General features: G+C 35.8%; 19 protein-coding genes. 14 read left to right on the top strand and 5 right to left on the bottom strand.

What is annotated here, in order from left to right:
- Window positions 1–36: 36 nt before the first annotated feature.
- From ACRPLY_RS25595 to ACRPLY_RS25610, 4 genes are all read right to left on the bottom strand, one after another.
- On the bottom strand, window positions 37–906 hold the full coding sequence (locus ACRPLY_RS25595) for a hypothetical protein (protein WP_432232161.1): 870 nt from the start codon (window positions 904–906) through the stop codon (window positions 37–39).
- A gap of 71 nt (window positions 907–977) precedes the next feature.
- The gene (locus tag ACRPLY_RS25600) at window positions 978–1,691 is read right to left on the bottom strand and encodes a hypothetical protein (RefSeq protein WP_053001525.1); all 714 of its coding nucleotides are present in this window, start codon (window positions 1,689–1,691) and stop codon (window positions 978–980) included.
- A gap of 72 nt (window positions 1,692–1,763) precedes the next feature.
- Window positions 1,764–2,552, bottom strand: a complete 789-nt coding sequence (locus tag ACRPLY_RS25605) for a plasmid stabilization protein (protein ID WP_432232162.1) — start codon at window positions 2,550–2,552, stop codon at window positions 1,764–1,766.
- 108 nt (window positions 2,553–2,660) lie between these two features.
- Window positions 2,661–3,947, bottom strand: coding sequence for a replication protein (locus tag ACRPLY_RS25610; protein ID WP_432232163.1), 1,287 nt, complete (start codon window positions 3,945–3,947; stop codon window positions 2,661–2,663).
- Window positions 3,948–4,723: 776 nt separating this feature from the next.
- Here ACRPLY_RS25610 and ACRPLY_RS25615 point away from each other — a divergent pair.
- From ACRPLY_RS25615 to ACRPLY_RS25630, 4 genes are all read left to right on the top strand, one after another.
- Entirely contained in the window at window positions 4,724–4,978 is a 255-nt protein-coding gene (locus ACRPLY_RS25615) for a hypothetical protein (RefSeq protein WP_432232164.1), read from the top strand.
- Window positions 4,979–5,214: 236 nt separating this feature from the next.
- The gene (locus ACRPLY_RS25620; protein ID WP_155010697.1) at window positions 5,215–5,850 is read left to right on the top strand and encodes an HAD-IA family hydrolase; all 636 of its coding nucleotides are present in this window, start codon (window positions 5,215–5,217) and stop codon (window positions 5,848–5,850) included.
- Window positions 5,847–7,259: an ATP-binding protein gene (locus ACRPLY_RS25625; protein ID WP_221817319.1), complete on the top strand. Its 1,413-nt coding sequence runs from the start codon at window positions 5,847–5,849 to the stop codon at window positions 7,257–7,259. The genes ACRPLY_RS25620 and ACRPLY_RS25625 overlap by 4 nt, the downstream gene beginning before the upstream one ends.
- Window positions 7,228–7,857 (top strand): response regulator, encoded by a 630-nt coding sequence (locus tag ACRPLY_RS25630; protein ID WP_186326248.1) that lies wholly within the window; start codon window positions 7,228–7,230, stop codon window positions 7,855–7,857. The genes ACRPLY_RS25625 and ACRPLY_RS25630 overlap by 32 nt, the downstream gene beginning before the upstream one ends.
- Window positions 7,858–8,012: 155 nt before the next feature.
- Here ACRPLY_RS25630 and ACRPLY_RS25635 read toward each other — a convergent pair whose 3' ends face one another.
- Window positions 8,013–8,447 (bottom strand): helix-turn-helix domain-containing protein, encoded by a 435-nt coding sequence (locus ACRPLY_RS25635; RefSeq protein WP_078082400.1) that lies wholly within the window; start codon window positions 8,445–8,447, stop codon window positions 8,013–8,015.
- A 149-nt stretch (window positions 8,448–8,596) separates the two neighbouring features.
- On the opposite strand from ACRPLY_RS25635, the gene ACRPLY_RS25640 reads away from it, so the two are divergent.
- The 10 genes from ACRPLY_RS25640 to ACRPLY_RS25685 form a co-directional block, all read left to right on the top strand.
- Window positions 8,597–8,803, top strand: coding sequence for a helix-turn-helix transcriptional regulator (locus tag ACRPLY_RS25640; RefSeq protein WP_098324913.1), 207 nt, complete (start codon window positions 8,597–8,599; stop codon window positions 8,801–8,803).
- A gap of 37 nt (window positions 8,804–8,840) precedes the next feature.
- A complete protein-coding gene (locus tag ACRPLY_RS25645) occupies window positions 8,841–9,089 on the top strand; it encodes a hypothetical protein (RefSeq protein WP_047933333.1) in 249 nt (82 codons plus the stop codon).
- A 482-nt stretch (window positions 9,090–9,571) separates the two neighbouring features.
- Window positions 9,572–10,036 (top strand): hypothetical protein, encoded by a 465-nt coding sequence (locus ACRPLY_RS25650; RefSeq protein WP_432232165.1) that lies wholly within the window; start codon window positions 9,572–9,574, stop codon window positions 10,034–10,036.
- Between the two features lie 28 nt (window positions 10,037–10,064).
- On the top strand, window positions 10,065–10,313 hold the full coding sequence (locus ACRPLY_RS25655) for a hypothetical protein (protein WP_098980315.1): 249 nt from the start codon (window positions 10,065–10,067) through the stop codon (window positions 10,311–10,313).
- 21 nt (window positions 10,314–10,334) lie between these two features.
- A complete protein-coding gene (locus ACRPLY_RS25660; RefSeq protein WP_047933325.1) occupies window positions 10,335–10,640 on the top strand; it encodes a hypothetical protein in 306 nt (101 codons plus the stop codon).
- Window positions 10,641–10,707: 67 nt separating this feature from the next.
- A complete protein-coding gene (locus ACRPLY_RS25665) occupies window positions 10,708–11,832 on the top strand; it encodes a hypothetical protein (protein ID WP_432232166.1) in 1,125 nt (374 codons plus the stop codon).
- Window positions 11,833–11,847: 15 nt separating this feature from the next.
- The gene (locus tag ACRPLY_RS25670) at window positions 11,848–12,357 is read left to right on the top strand and encodes a hypothetical protein (RefSeq protein ID WP_432232167.1); all 510 of its coding nucleotides are present in this window, start codon (window positions 11,848–11,850) and stop codon (window positions 12,355–12,357) included.
- Window positions 12,347–14,929, top strand: a complete 2,583-nt coding sequence (locus ACRPLY_RS25675; RefSeq protein ID WP_432232168.1) for a VirD4-like conjugal transfer protein, CD1115 family — start codon at window positions 12,347–12,349, stop codon at window positions 14,927–14,929. The genes ACRPLY_RS25670 and ACRPLY_RS25675 overlap by 11 nt, the downstream gene beginning before the upstream one ends.
- Before the next feature lie 20 nt (window positions 14,930–14,949).
- Window positions 14,950–15,156 (top strand): hypothetical protein, encoded by a 207-nt coding sequence (locus ACRPLY_RS25680; protein WP_029325363.1) that lies wholly within the window; start codon window positions 14,950–14,952, stop codon window positions 15,154–15,156.
- Between the two features lie 23 nt (window positions 15,157–15,179).
- Window positions 15,180–17,206, top strand: a 2,027-nt coding sequence (locus ACRPLY_RS25685) for a pLS20_p028 family conjugation system transmembrane protein (protein ID WP_432232169.1), incomplete at its 3' end; no start/stop codon positions are given.

The following is a 17,206-nucleotide window of genomic DNA, read 5'->3' on the forward strand; positions in this document are numbered from 1 at the left end:
TATTGTAAATTTAACAATAAGCCTCGAGAAGTTCTTTTAAATTTTTGAGTGTAAAAGGGAAGAGACAATGCGTTCATTAGACAGGTATTTCTTTTCCTTTGAGAATAGCTTTAGGCCCATAATATCAGGATGAACCTGTACGGTTAAGGAACGATAATGTAAACCACAATGTTTTACACTAGAAAAATTATTGTTAAACTTCGAATTGTACTCAGGTTTGAAATAATTGATTAGAGCTGCTTCCGTTGCATCTAAGATTTGATTATTTAATTGGAGAGGGGGATTCTTTGTGATCTCTTGTAGTTGAACTAGATCTTCGTCCTCACTATCTATTTTCTCTAATAATTGTGATTTGAACTCTAATAATAGAAGGGCCAGCTCTTTGTCAGGGTATTCATGTGAAATAGCTTTTTCTACCTTCTGTAACATAGGATCAGACACTAACTCTTCAGCAGGAAGGCGCTCTCCATTTTCTCCAAATGCCTGTCCGATATACGCAATCTCTGTATCTAGGTAATACTTTGACTCCCCAAGGTAGACATGAAGGAGATTTAACTCGATAGGGCCTTTTTCCCAACCTGTGAAAACCATTGTTTTACGTGGCTTCTCATATTCAAATTCAAACTTTCTGTGATCAAATTCTGGCATATCATCCGAAATAATAGAAATGTCCAGCGTCTCTCTGGAAGCATGTTCTTTTGTCCCAACGATTACGTCAAAACGTATATATTTTTCAAAGAATTGGACCGAATCTTCATCTATACTTAATCTGGGGATTAGTGTAGCCACGTAAATATTATATCTTCGATCATCTGGCGATAAATAATCTAAGTCAAAAGGGTAACTCATACTTAAATGGTAAGCCCATGTTTGTAGCCCATAGTTTGGCATATGTTTCGTATTCATAGCTACCTCCTTAGATAGTACGTTATTTTTGATCGTCATAGACAACAGGAACTTTGCCTGTTTTTACAGATTCATCTAAAAAAAATCTTATTAAACATTCGTCTAAATTTTGATTCGTGCGATTCATTCGTTTGAATCTGTGATAGTTCTTTTTGTATTTCTAACAAAGAAGTTTCTATATTCTCTAGGTTTTCAAATGTTCTATAGGGTTCACAATGTGGATTATAGTCCAATTCATCTGCAAGATATGCTGCACAAGAGTTTCCTGCATAATCCTTTAAAATTATTCCCATAGCTTTTGCCTTTTTAAATAGGTCAGTCCTTTTAGGATCAGGCGTATAAACCTTTACTGTAGCATAAACAAGAGGAAGTCTAGCCACTTTTGCAAAAAGTACACGATGATTTCCATCACAAATAGAAAATTTTCCTTTATATTCACTGAGTTCAATTGTATTAGAGCCTAGGCCATCTCCATTCAGCTCTACACGCTCCTTCGGAGTACTTTTCAGATATTTGGAAAAATAAATAGGGTTATCTAAGAACTTTCTACAACGACCAGATTGATTCGACTCTTCAAAAGCTTCTATAAGTGAATAATTTGAATACTTAGAGTGAAGTGTATTATTGATTTGCTGTGGATTAACCAACTTTTCTACTTCCGTTTTTGTACAACAGAATGATTGAAACTCTGGCCAATCATTCATTTTTTTAAGTAGATAATCCTTTGGGTTATTCCTATCAATTTCTAGTTTTTGATAAAATTCAGCCATATCCCTTGTTTCCATAGAACTAGACAACTCCTTTGATAATTCTACTAAAATAAGTCCAGGTTTAATTTCTAGTTATTGAAAGCTCAATTATTTTTGATATTGGTAGACAACAGGAACTTCGTCCATTTTCATGGTTTTAGCTACAATGTAACGACGATAGCCATCTTTTAAGATCTTTGATTCTTTCTCAATTGTTAACGGCTTGTCAAGATGTCCTGTACGCTTCACAAATTCAATGACTTCTTCTGTTTTCACAGGGTTTGGACGTGTCTTCAAGAAGGCTTCAGGAACGATAATGTCATCAAAACTCACAACATCCTTTGTCCCTTTTGGCTGAATAGGTTTCTGCTTGTTTTGCGACGAAACTTTTTGCTCTTGTACAGGTGTTTGTGATGCTTCTAACTCTACCATTTCAGCTTCCTTTTTCTTTTCTTTTGCTACAGACTGAGGAGCAGGTTCTTGTTTTTCTTCCTGTTTAGTAGATTCAGCGTTCTTTTGTTCCTCAGAAGGCACAGAACCCTCTTGTTTCGCTTCTTTTTTATCTTTTGACTCATTACCTTCTTTGTCATTTTTATTCGGGAGAACGGTAATCTGGAAGCAGATAACACCTATTTCCCCAGGGCACTCATCAATCGGGATATCTAGCGTCGGTTCCCCTTGAATTAAGATTTTTTCATGCATAATACTCTTTTTTGTTAGTCCGGTTTTATTAAAAGCTTTCTTCGCAACAAACACGGTATACGAAATAAACGTACTCTTTTTCAGACCTTTAGGAGCAGCAGGTGAGCCTTTTTCACGCATATCAAAGGCAACGTATCGATCGTATTCTCGTAATGGGCCTGTAGCAGAGCCTGTTAGGGTAATTTTATGTGGCATAATGATCTCCTCCTGTGTAGATAGTAGTCATTTATTATTTAGAAGTATGTTCTAAGTAAACATACTCTATTAATAATCTAGCTTTTAAGAGATTTTTTCACTTTGAAATTATGAAACAGTGTCCTGTAATTGAGCATGTTCATGCAATAAATCCTGTTCCTCTGGTGTTAATTCTTGTCCTAAATCCTGTTTCAGCTGTGCCATTTCTAACGAACTGTACAGAGAACTCTGCTCTTGGAGTACGTTTTCTTCTTCTGGCGTTAGTTCTTGCCCTAAATCTTGCTTTAATTGAATCATTTCAAGCTGTTGATCTAGAGAAAGAGCTGTTTCTTGTGCAGACTCTTTTTGCTCGTGTTCAACTTTTAACCAAGCAGGAACTAATTCCTTACGGGTGATATGTTTAGGTGTAAATAGGGCTGTTTCTACAGCTTTAGTATGTATGTCTGACTCAGATGATGGTTCTTCCGTATTTCCTTTTAGTAGATTCGCAAATTGATTGTAAGCAATTTGATAAACAAGACGGCACATCTCATCTAGTAATAGGGGAGTACCATTATAATTTGCCTCATGGACATATTTATCTAAGCCTACAATGGCTGTATAAGCGACTTCATGTACTTGCTCTTTCATAATCTCAATCTCTGTATCTCGTTTCACAGCTTTTGCAGCATTTCGAATACGAGCATAAAAGTCTTTTAGTTGATGACCATATTTCCCTGCGTACACATTATTTACTTTTTTAGGAACACCTACGATATAAGCAAATGACTGTGAAGCAGATATTAAATGATTATTTAAATGATTTTTAGGTAAATCAAGGTTAATAAAGGGGGACGATGTTTTTTCGCCCTCAAAGCTTGGTGTATCAACGTTTTCATCACTTTCTGGACTTGTCACAGGAGTTGTCACAGGAGTTGTCATTTCTTCTTGTTGAAGCATTTGGAAACCTGTTGTATCATGTGCAAAAAAGATCTCATTGCAAATCCGATTAAAATTCTTATGACTTTTAAGAACAAATACATAGCTGTCAGGATGAGCGCCTGTTGTATCTTCTTTGATGTAACGTGCAACAAGTATAAAGGGCGTATCCTTTAATGATTTCACAAAACGAGAAACGGTACTTTTAGATACGTTAAATTTCTTCATAAGCGTTTCTGAACGGATCGCTTGAATACCCGTAGCTACAAGGTTATAAATCACGTGATCTAACATTTCCATTCTTTTTTTAGGGAATTCTTTATGTAAGGCCAACTGTTGTTGTTTAAAATGTATACGAAGTGTTTCTAAAAACGCTTCTTTCTTTTTACGAAGGGTTGCTTTTTCTTTCCATAGCCATGTGAAGGGCCCATTGAAGGTTTCTACATCTTTTAAATAGCAAGTTAATAGCTTGTTCATTTGTTCATCTTCTCCTTTAAGGAACACAAAAAAGACACTGTTTCCCTGAAGAAAGGAAAACAATGTCTAGATTTTGATGAACTAAGCCCTTGAAATAGATGTCAATTTCGTATAAAATAAAACCATAAGTTTTATTTTATACAAAACTAAACTACTAACAAGAGACTTCGACAAGTGTTTTCCCTACCGTAACTAGGGGGAACGGTTTAAGAGTGGTGGTACACTACTTAAACAGTTGAAGTCTTTTTTCTATCCGCACGTTTTTGTTAGTTTTATTATAGCGTTAACTAGTCTCATAATTCAATAAAAATTAGCAAAATATATCAAAACAAGTATATTTAGCTACGAGTGTTCCTGTATTGCTGTAGGTTTAATCTTTATCATATATGAGTTTTTTAGGTTAGGGGAGGGGTAAAAAAATACCCCTCCTCAATTATTTAACATTATGTTATAATGTCGAAATTTTAACGACGTTGAAGATTTAGTAAATACTACAATTTCAATGATAATCGGAAATACTTATTCTGGGTAGGGTGATTTTTTGTAGTCCTTTTTTGCAAATGGGGTGAGAAAAAATCACCCTATGCAGAGTGTTCACAATATGTTATTAGCAGCCTCTATTTATAAAAATAGAGGCTGCTTTTTTTGTTATTCTATGAAAGGAAAATCGTCCTATTGGAAAATCGGGGATTACAAGTTAATCTTAAGTTAAACTCATTTATTTATATTTACAAAATAGGATAATTATAGATATTCAAAAAGAAGGAGTGAACCAGATGGGAATGTTGAAAAATAATGCAGTTCCAGCTCTTATAGTTTTCCTTATAGTAGGTGTAGTTTTTACTGTTTTATTTATGTTCAAAGGACTGCTATTGCAGCTTATAGGGGCAGTATTGATTATTGTGGCAGCAGTCTTTTGTATTTTATGTGGTTTATATCTGTTTGGCTATATAGTATTGGGAGCAATCGGCATAGTGGCTCCTATTCTTGGTTTGTTATTAATAATTGGAATATTTATGTGGATTTTCTAAAGAATAATAATACTTTAGGGCTTTATTACGTGGAAAAAAGAGGTATATAAAGAATAATATACATTTTTATGTAAACAAAAAGAAAATATTTAGGTCTATTGAATCCTTAAATGTGTTTTGAACAACTGTAAATTAAAGGCTTTCTGTTCTATTTGAATTAGAATAGTAGTTTGATAAAATATACAAACGGATGTTCTGTAAATATTTACTTAGATAAATGAATTGGAAGTGTGAAAATGATTAAGACAATTATTTGCGATTTCGATGGAACTGTTGTGGACTCTGGTCAACTTGTATTTGATCTTTTTAATGAGTTTGCTGATAAGTACCACTACAAAAAAATTCCTCAGAGCGAAAGTGATCGAATTAGAGCGTTAACTGTAAAAGAACGTTTTAAAGAATATGAGGTGCCTGTATTAAAGGTTCCTATGCTTACTATGGATGTTGTTAAACGATACAAAAAATCTATCCCAACATTAGAAGTAAATCAAGACATGAAACAGGTTCTTAAAAACCTAAAAGAATTAGGAATTAAGCTTGTTATGATTTCAGCTAATTCTAAAGAAAATATCCAAAAGTTTTTAAAATTAAATGACATGGAATACTTTGATGAAATTATTCAGTCAAGTCGCTTTTTTGGAAGACATACTACAATGAATAGTTACATGAAAAAACATAACGTAGCAAAAGATGAAATTATCCTTATTGCCGATGAACATCGTGATATTGTAGCTGCAAGAAAAAGTGAGATCCCAATAATATCTGTTACTTGGGGTTATGATTTAGAGGAACTTTTATCTAAAAGTAATCCTGATTTCTTAGTTAGACGTCCATTAGAGATCATGGATATCGTCCGGAATGATACTAAATGATTGCTCTCTTTTTAATTAGTACAATATTTGCGATTATTAGTTATCGTTACGATCCTAAATCACCATCTATAAGATGGGGGGTTCTTGTACTAGTTTGTGCAGCATTTGCAGGACTCTCTAGAGCTACCATAGAGACTTTTCTTCCTACATTAGATAAATTCAATATGGATTTTGCTTTATTAGATTCGCTTTTATATTACCTAAGAATTATAACTGGCTTTATTTCTATTTATTTTTTTCCGTATGCCTTACTCATGTGGGCCATTACTTATAGTGATAAGTTCACTAAAAGAGTTATCCAAATCTGTAAGTATCTTTTACCTATCCCGATTATCTTTATGCTCAAAACAACCGTGTATTACCCTGATATAATACCGGATTTTCATTCTATGTTATATTGGGCAGTTCCTTATATTATTGCTGCCTGTTTAGTCCATATATACGCTTGGTATACAGAGAGTGATCCCAACAAGAAAAAGCAACGCATTACCACAATTTCTATTTCATTTCCTGTCATGTTATCAGCTTTAATTTTAAATTACATTGTAAGAGCAATAGACAATCATCACCAATATTGGCGCTATATGATTGTTTTTCTCGTATTAGCATTCTTTATTTTTTTATGGAAAGCTCTGAAAAAGGGTGCTGGATCTCTTAATGGAATTAAGCTGCGTTACGAGAGAGAGGCTCATAAAAAGACCAGAGAAGCAATTAACAAAGGAACAGCATTATTAAACCATGCTATAAAGAATCAGATTTATAAAATTAATTCAAGTTTACAGACTATAAACGTAGATGAACTTAATCCATCTTCTCAAAATTCAATTGAAATTATTAACCGTAGCTCTAAACATTTGACAGAGATCATTGAGCGTATGCATAGCAAAACACAGGAGATAGAGATTATAAAAAGCCAGAATGACTTAAATAAGTTAGTAGATGAAAGCCTGGAAGATTTGAAATTGGATTTATGCAAGAAGAATATAAAGGTTAAAAAGCTCTACTCATCAGAGAAAAACACTGTATATTGTGATCGTACGCAGACCTACGAAGTGTTCATAAATATATTAAAAAACTCAATAGAAGCAGTTGACGATGGAGGAGAAATAAAGGTAACTATTTCACCTAAGAACAGTAAAAATATAATGGTTGCTTTTTCTGATAATGGAATGGGTATTCCATCAGAGAATTTGAAATATGTTACTGATCCTTTTTTTAGTACTAAGAAAAAAGGTGACTTAAATTATGGATTGGGATTAAATCATTGCTTTGAAGTAATGTTTAACACTGGTGGAGACTTGAAAGTTGAAAGTAAGGTTGATGAAGGAACCACAATCAAATTAACTTTTCCAATACATTTAAAAAAGGGTGATGTTTATGAAAAATCCAATTCGAGTAGTGCTAATTGAAGACGATCCAGATTGGCTTAACATAATGGAAAACCTAATCGGTAAGGAAGAAGATATGATCCTAGTAGGGTGTGCTCAAACGCAAGAGGAAGGGATCACTCTTTCACACGCTTTAAACAATATAGACATTTTCCTTGTAGATATTAATTTGTCAGGGGTTAATCTTGATGGGATATATACAGCTCTAGAATTGAAACGTGAAAAAACATCAAAGGTAATAATGCTAACGTCTATGTCAGAGGAAGATATTATTCAAAAGGCATTTATGGCAGGAGCATCAGACTATATATTGAAGAAGGATGTACATCGTATACCAGAAATCATTCGTTCTAATTACAACAATGAATCTAGTCCAGTCGAAGCTGTATTAAAAGAATTTCGTCGTTTAAAATCTGAGGAACAGCTTAAAGATTTAACAAATGCAGAAAGAGAAGTTTTTGAATATATTGAAAAAGGATACTCACGTAAGAAAATTACGCTAGAGACACATAAATCCGACAATACACTGAAAACACATTTTAAAAACATCTTCAAAAAATTATCGGTATCTAATACAAAAGATCTTATAAATAAAGTGAAAACTGGCGGCCTAAAGTGACTTGTTAAATTAACAAGTCGCTTTTTTTGTTTGCAAAAAGGGTGATATTTCGTCACCCCTTGTCTAAAAAAGGGTGAAAAAATATCACCCCATTTCCAAAATAGGGTGATGAAAAATCACAGTATGCAAGTTTTCAGAACTTATATATCCTATATTTAGGAGTTACTTTTCATGGATTCTAGAAGGTCTGTAAAAAGCTTTCTTTCCTTTTCTCCCAGTTGTTCAAATGCTTTTATTACGGGAGATAGGTTAGTTAATACAGGTATTATGTCTGTTGTAAGTAAGCTCAAAATGACTTTGATTTCTGATGGTGACAAGTCATTTAGGATGTTAAATAGTTGTTCTTTATTTGGGTTATCTGTTTTAAATTCTTTTGAAATATCATCTGGAAGCACGTCATATAGGGTAACTCCTAATGCCTTACAAATCCTTATTAACGTTTTAATATCAGAAGTTGAATGACCGTTTTCGATCTTGCTTATCGTACCTTGTGAAGTATTAGAAAGCTCGGCTAATGTAGTAGTCGACATAAATATAGACTTTCTAAAGCTTTTAATGTTATTTCCAAGTTCGAGGTTAAATTGATCCATAAATTCATCCACCAATTGCAAAATTTTTTAATTTTATTATATCAGAAATAAATAAAGGGTGTTTTTGGTAAAAAATATTAAAAATCGAATAAAAAGTGTTGACTGAACTATTCGATATAGAATATACTGTGTTTAAGGAGGTGCTGGAAATAAAGACCATAAAAGAAAAGAGGTTGGAGAAAAAGTGGAGTCAAACCTATCTAGCTCAACTGTCGGGAGTCCCGCAACCTACTATTTCTCAAATCGAAAATGGGACTCGTCAATATCCAACGTTTGAAAATATGAAGAAAATCGCAGAGGCATTGGATCTTAGATTAGAAGATATTTTCTTACCAGGTCAGAAGGATATGAACTAAGTTTTTAAATACTTAACAGCTTAAAGGGGCGATGAACATGGAAGCACAAAAGCGACTAGCATTCTATGACATATCAGATGCACGAGCAAAAAGTGCCAAAACTTTTGATGGAAAGTTGTATACGTTAAAAGGAGGGATAGCAGTAGAAAAAGGCACAGGCGATGTCAAACGTGTAGCTGATATTTATTATGAAGTACGCTCAGTGATGGATCAGGCTCATACCATCGTCGCCAAGCGAAGAAAAAAAGATGAGGAATTGAAGGAAGTTTTACAAAAGACCTGCTAGTTCTTAGATGCAGCATACAAGCGATTTTGAAACGTGCCGAGAGCACGAGAAGTGGTACCTTGACAATTACATATTGCGTGCCTCCCCTAAACGGATCACAAGGGGGTTAAGGTATACGATAACGATAAGGTTCGATGAGTGCGTCCTAAAACTCATCGGTGATCTAGCAATAAAACAGTGACGGTGTATCCATGATCTGTGAAGAGTGATGGCGTGAGGGTAAATCCGAAGAAGCGACAACACTTCAAACAGTAGATACACGAGGTTCTTCGTACATGCCGAAAACGTTGTGCATTATTGGGCTTAGTGAAAACTATGCATGCCAATATAGGGTTTGCCCTTCCAGCCAGAAACGGGTATATATTTCCTTTCATAACCTTGAAAAGACAGAGATGATCGCTAAACCTATGGTGAAATATTACTCTCGGTAGGTTTCAGAATCGCTTGTTATGTCTGAATATTAAGAACAAAGGAGAATGGTTATGAAAAACAAAAAATGGTTACTTTCTGCGGTTGCAGGAATCGTTGTGGCTCTAGGAATAGGCACAGCGTTTGTCTCTTCCTACAATTCAAGTGAAGTGAAAGGAAATGGTGAACTAGAAGAATTACATCCCCTAGAAATGAAAAAATTTATGAAAGAAGATGGCACAGGATTTGTGATGTATTCCTTTGAGGAAAGCAAACGAGATGTTTACATGAATGAGGTAGAAAAAGCCTTAAAAGAACAGGGGGTAGACGGAAAGGAACTAGATAGTAACGATCCTCAATATGATGGTTCAAAAAACCAAACAGATTATGGATTGACACAAAATGCGGAAACTCTAGCTGCTTATAAGGATGGTGAATTAAAACAACAGATTAAATTAAGTGACTATGATCCATCTCAGTTAGAAACGGAACTTTCTCATTTTATTGAAACATCCAAAGAACTGTATTTCAAAGAATAAGAGAGTCACTTTGAAAGGTGGTGGTATCTTGACGATCTCCCAAAAGGAATTAAAGAAGTCCAAAGACCTTGTGGAAAAGTTGCTGAAAGTGAATGGAAACAAATACAATGACTGGCTACATCAACAACATCAACAGTTTATTGAAGAAAATCAGGATTTAATTCTTCAAGCATTAAGCGCCTTTACAGGTGAAGAAGAGGAGGAGGAAAAAAGCGAACCAAAAGCAGCTGAATCAGTCCCTGTAAGACCACAAAGCATTCCAGTAACACAAAACTAACGAAAAAGAGGAGTGAAATACATGTTAGATTTATTGAATAGCGTGGATGTGACGCAGTTAACTTCGCATTTAACCCTGGGGGCGGCAGATGGCATGAACGGCCTCATCGAAAGTGGAAAGTCTATTATCAAGTGGATGCAGCGTATTGCAATGGTGGCGGCAGCTCTTGCCTTTTGTGTAGGTGGGTATCACTTAATCTTAGGTGGAGAACGAGGTCGTCATAAATGTATCGCTTGGTTTGTTGGTGGGGCAGTTGGGTTAGTGGTTGTCATGGGTGCCTATGCATTAGCTGAAGGTGTTAATACAAATATCCGATTCGGAAGCTAAGAAAGCTATACAGTTGATTGTATAGCTTTTTTCTATGCTCATTTTTAGACGAAAGGAATGGAGAAACATGCTGTCTGTCATGTTTATAAAAAGTGAGACAAAAGAGTTAAAGCCATTTCAAAAGTTATCGATTCCAGAAGCATGCGAGATAACAGAAACAGTAGAAACACAGTATCGACATACTAGAAAAAAGGCTCATGCTGATTTTTTTATCCTCGATGAAGAAGATCAAGAGGTATATGCAGGAACATTGTCCATTGGATCGGGTCATGCTCGGCATGTAGTCGATCATATTAAGAAAAAGTTAAGCTCTTTAAAAATGGACGATATACAGGAAACTCGAAAGAGAAGTTTTCTTGAACAATTGGAAAAGGAAGTACCGGACCATCTGAAAACAACAGATGGTTCTTTTTCTTTAGAGGAAGAAAAAGAGAATCATATGCAAACAACTCAAACACCTGTTATTTCTACTCGTAATCGAAGGTTGATCTATGGAGGAGGGGTTTTATCCCTTCTTATCCTTTCAGCAACGTGTTTTTCGACGGTAGCTACTTCTCAAGATCGAGCTGAAACCATTCAAGATTTACAAAAACAAGTCAAACTCGAACAAAAAATAACAGGAACATATGAAAGAGCACTCTTAGGAGATTCAGAAGGGGCTTTAAAACGACTTTCTTCTATTGATGAACAAAGTCTTACGAAAGAACAGAAAAACGTTTATATGAGCCTTCTCGTCGATCAAAAAAAGTATAAAGAAGCTGTTCAGCTTCAGGGAGGCCATCCAGAAGTAGTGGAAAGTATGATTTCAAAGAAGGGAGATGTCAATGCGTTAAAAGCGTTTCAACAAACGTTTCCTTCTCCAAACGGAGCCTTTGATCTTGCCTATCACGAACAACGTTGGGAAGATATGATGCGACAATCAGGAGTAGAAATGACTGATAAACGGTATGAAATGAAGGCTTATGGCTATTTGAAGTTAGATAAAGTGAAGGAGGCCAAAGAAGAGGCAGCTCATATTCAAAACCAAGAATTGAATCAAAAAATAGAAACCTATGAAAAAACGAAAAAGGAGGTAGAAGAAACAAAAAAACAAGTAGAGGAAGAGAATAAGAAAGACAAAAAGGATGAAAACAAAATCAAGTCGTTAACGGATCAACAAGAGAAACAAGAAGAAGCTTTAAAGAATTTATAAGAAAGGATGGATAGGATGTATATACAAACAAAAGTAAAAAACCAGAAGCAAGCTTTTGTTGTAGGAGTTGAATACTATGAAGAGGATTTGTTTCTTGAAATTGAACTGGGTACTTTTCACACGACTCAACTCCATGCCCAACGTATTGCGAACAGTGTTCATAATGTCATTCTTTTAGAAAATCAGATTGTACTTATCTTTAAAAATGCCGATTCAATCACTCTTACAGATGATTTTCTGAAATATGCGTTCAAGTTTCGATTATGCACGAAACCAACGATGCCTCCTCTTGATATCTCCAAGCTCACTCAACAAGAAAAAGACGACTTAGTTTGTAATGAAGCCTATATGGTGACAGAAGAGGATATGAAAGAGGTACAATGGAACATTAACACGGCTTTTCGTTACCTTCAGTATGAGTATGAGGCAAGAGATCAAACCTTCTTTTCTCTTTCATCGAGTGCTTATTATGTCATTCCTACTTCTGAAGAAATTGACCAGGAGGGAATGAGAAATGCAACCTAATAAATCCATCAAATATGTGGTCGCTGAAAAACAAGTACTTATTCCTTTAAGTGCTTGTTTTTTTGTGTCTATTCTACTTATCTTGAACTTTCTGTTTAACATGATGCGGAATCTTGTTCAAACAACGTTTAGTGATGTATTCGAACCGCAGCCATTTCATCTAGAAACATCCTTTTTGACAGAGATTCATCTTCAACAGTACATGCCTTTATATGGAGCGATGTGTCTAGTGGCTACCTTATTAACGGCCAAATTTGCTTATAATATTCGATCCAACTTCAAAGATTTAAACCACAATCAAAAAGGATCGGGACGCTTTACAACAAGAAGTGAACTGAAAAAGCAATATCGAAAAGTACCTGAAAAAACGACAACGTATCAAGGTGGAGGTGGCGTACCTGTTTCACGTATTCAAACCTATGACCTCATTCAAACATGGAAAGAGTACAAAGCTTTAAAGGGAATACAGAAGCTTCTCCACACACATCGATTCTTTACGAAGAAAAGCTACATGCTGATTGATGACACACCCGTTAATAATTTAATCATTGGGATTACACGATCAGGGAAAGGGGAAACCTTTGTTTTTCCAACAATTGATATCTACTCACGAGCTGAAAAACAACCTTCTCTAGTCTGCAACGATCCAAAGGGGGAGTTGCTTGCTGCTTCTAAAAACACGTTAGAGGAAAGAGGCTATCATGTTGAAGTGTTAAACTTACTCAATCCATTAGAATCGATGAGTTATAACCTGTTAGAAATGATAAAAGAAACGTATAAAGATGGTGATTATTCAACAGCTCAAGCGTTATGTAACACGTTATCGTATACGCTTTATTACAATCCAAATGCCAAAGATCCATTCTGGCAACAATGTGCCATGAGTTTATGTAACGCCATGATTCTGGCTGTAACAGATAAGTGTATTAAGGAAAAGGAAGAAAATAAAATCACGATGTACACGGTGGCGAATATGTTGTCGGAGTTAGGCTCGAAAGAGGTTGTGATTAATAAAAAAGGAGATACTCAAAATGCTTTAGACATGTACTTTGATGGTCTTCCAACAGAAAGTGTCGCCAAAATGCAGTATGCCACATCGAACTTTTCAAAAGGCACGACAAGAGGCGGAATATTTACTCAAACGATGAATGGGCTATCTATTTTTACGTTTGATGAAATCGCCAAGATGACCTCTAAAAACAGCGTTGATTTAAAGCGTGTAGGCTTTGGAAAAACCATCAAAGGGACAGCAGCACCTCTTACTCGCTTAGAAATGACCTTTCCAGATGGTCAAACAGAAACCATTAAAACGGACGCCAAAGGACTATTTGAAGTCAACTTTACAAGTAAGTTAAAAAGTAATGATGAAATTATTCTTGGTGAAAAGTTGAGTGATAAAATCGTTACTTCGTCGAGGCTTGAAACAGTGATATCGATTAATAAAATCACAAAAGAAACAGGAGCTACGACGTTTACAGTCGAGAAGCAGCATCCAACCATTCATGTAAAGGAAGTGACGTATTTTACCAAACCAATTGCTATTTTTATGGTTACACCAGATTATGATTCAAGTAACCATGTGATAGCGTCGATTTTTGTCCGACAGTTATATTATGTGCTTTCTAAGAATGCTTCATTGGCACGAGGAAACAAGTGTCATCGAGAAGTAGTGGTGTTGTTAGACGAATTCGGCAACATGCCGGCAATCGAAGGAATGTCCAATATTATCACGGTTTGTTTAGGGCGAAATATACGTTTCAACTTAGTAATTCAAGCTTATGCGCAACTAAAAAATAAATATGGAGACGATGCTGAAACGATTGAAGGAAACTGTGGGAATACGATTTATATTTTAAGCAATAACTATGAAACAGCTAAAACCATCTCGCAAAAATTAGGAGACGGTACCATCAATTCTACCTCTCGAAGTGGGAAAGGGTTATCAACGGATAAAAGTAAAACAGAGGGAGTAGATGGAAAGCCTTTATTAACACCCAATGAATTAATGGAACTTAAAGAAGGAGAAAGTGTAGTTGTGCGTGTGGTAAAACGTCAAGATAAAGCACGTCAGAGAATTAAAGCACATCCAATTTATAACACTGGAAAAACAGCGTTGAAATACCGTTGGGAATACCTCGGAGAGGACTTTAATACGGATCGTTCGATTCTAGATATTGATATTTCGTCTTTACATGAACAAGTCAATCCAAGATCCTTAGTCATTCATAATTTCTTTCCGTTTCAATCACAAGCTCCATCAGTGGAAATTGAAGAGGAACTAACCGATGATCCATTTACTTCTCTAACGTATGAGAACTATAAAACTAAGACAGTCAAAGAGTTCTTCGGTGGAGATAAGAACGTTTCTACTGCTCTAAAAGTACACTTACCAAAAGCAATGAATAAAACGGTGGAAGAGATTGAAAAACAGTCCATGAGTGAGTTTGAAGAGGAATTAAAGATGTTAGGAGTTAGTGACCAACTGAATAAAAATGTTCACAAACTTCTTGAAGTAAAAATAACTACCATCATTAAGAATTTACAACATGAGATGGAAGAACAAGAAGCTTAATACCAAAAGGGGGAGAAAGAATGACAAGTATTTCAAAGGAATTAGAGCGTATTTTAGAGGACTATGCACCGATTGTGAAAGAAGGACATCAAGTGTTAATTGGCTTACTAGATGGCACTATACACTTGGAAAAAGGACAGGAAGGAGAAGCACCTGTACAAATTCGTGTTTCTCCTCTGGATGAACGATTAGAAATAACGGTTGATACGTTATTTCAAGGCATGTAATACCCGCGTAAGGAGATGAGCAGATGAAAGATGAAGAAATTCTTGAAAAGCTACATGAGTTTTCGGAGTACTTAGATGTTGGAAATATCCTCACTTATTTATTACGGAAATGGGGGTGGGGTTGTATTCAAGTTCTTTCATTTCTAGTGGATGGACTAGAAGGGATTACAGACAGTGTATTAGGCGTTAAATCGTTTTTTAATTCACCTGACATTCAAGACTTTATTACGACGATTCAACCCTTTTTATATGTGTTACTGGCCTTTTCCTTTCTGTATATCGGCTATATGTTGATTATTCAGAAGAAAGTCAATCGTGAACAAATTATGATTAACATTTTTATCTCAATGGCAGTCTTACTTTTATTAAATACAAGTATGTTAAAGGCGGATAAGTTCACCGATCAAGCCATTGAAGCTGTTGATTTAAATGAAAAAGGAACCGTAAGTGAAAAGATTATTAAAAGTAATCTAACAGATGTCGCGCAATTTGATCTTACCAAGTGGAAGAGTCCAGAATTAAAAGAACCGAATAAAGTGCCTCAAAAAAATATTATGATGATCGATATTACCGAAAAGATGGATGAGGATTTTAAAGTGAGTGAGAAAGATAAGCTATCCGATGATGGACAAAAAATCATTACACATAAGGCAGCTCTTGCACCTAATGGAAAAGAAGGATTAGTAGAATTAGATAATGGATGGTTTGATTTCTTTCCCGAACTTTATTATCGATGGTCATGGAACTTCTGGACAATTGCCATCTCACTTTTTGTTATAGGCATGACCTTATTATTTACCTCTATTAAGTTAGCAAAACTATGTTATGAGCTAGGATTCAATGCGATTTTAGCCCAATTAGTTGCGCCTGCCGATGTAGCAGATGGGCAGAAATTAAAAGCTGTTCTAAAAAATATCCTGAATACATTTTTAGTGACAATTATGATCTTTATATCCATGAAGGTCTATTTAATGGGAACGGTCTTTATTAGCGATAAGCTAGAAGGTATTCCGTATCTTATCGCATTGATTGCCTTTAGTATTGCCGTTGTAGATGGCCCGATTATGTGTGAGCGTCTTTTTGGCATTGATGCTGGCTTGAAAAGTGGTTGGGGTGCTCTGGCAGGAGGATTTGCAATGGCAAAAGGACTTGAAAGTGGCATAAATATGATGGGCAGAACAGCAAAAGGAGGAGCCAACCTTGCCAAAGGGATTGGTAGTGTAGGAAAAGGTCTTGGTAGTGGTGCTCTTCAAACAGCAGCAGGAGTTGGAGGTCTTGGTAAAGGATTAGCTACCCAAGGAAATAAAGAAAAACAACCAGCTCTGCATGAAGAAATGAAAAAGGGAGGAATGGCAGGTGAGAAAGGAAACACTGCTTCTAAAGGTCAAAACGCAGGAAATGAGCAGAAAGCTCAACAACAAGGGTTATCTTCTACTGAAAAACAAGAAGGAGGTAAAAATAGTGATGGGAATGCTTCAGAGGGAAAAGGATCAGGTCAAGGCACATCTTTACAAGATGAAATGCAAGCAGCAGGTGTTTCAAATGATAGTCAAGGATCAACTTCCTCTGTAGCAGATGGAAATACCTCTCTACATGATGAAATGCAAGCTTCTGGTTACGCTGAAGGCACAAATGAAGGCACTGGATCTTCTGTAGAAGGTGGAAGTGCTTCTCTATATGATGAAATGCAAGCTTCTGGTTATGCTGAAGGCGCAAATGAAGGCACTGGATCTTCTGTAGAAGGTGGAAGTACCTCTCTACATGATGAAATGCAAGCTTCTAGTTATGCTGAGAGTGCAAGTGAAGGTACTGGATCTTCTGTAGAAAGTGGAAGTGCTTCTCTACATGATGAAATGCAGGCTTCTGGTCAGAGTGGCAACACAAATGAAGGTAGCTCTTCTGTAGGAAAGACAAGTGCTCCTCTTCATGGTGAAATGCAGGCTTCTGGTCAGAGTGGCAACACAAATGGAGGCAGCTCTTCTGTAGGAAAGACAAGTGCTCCTCTTCATGGTGAAATGCAGGCTTCTGGTCAGAGTGGCAACACAAATGG

The organism is Priestia sp. TGN 0903, assembly GCF_050846855.1.
In the GTDB taxonomy this organism is placed as follows: domain Bacteria; phylum Bacillota; class Bacilli; order Bacillales; family Bacillaceae_H; genus Priestia; species Priestia zanthoxyli.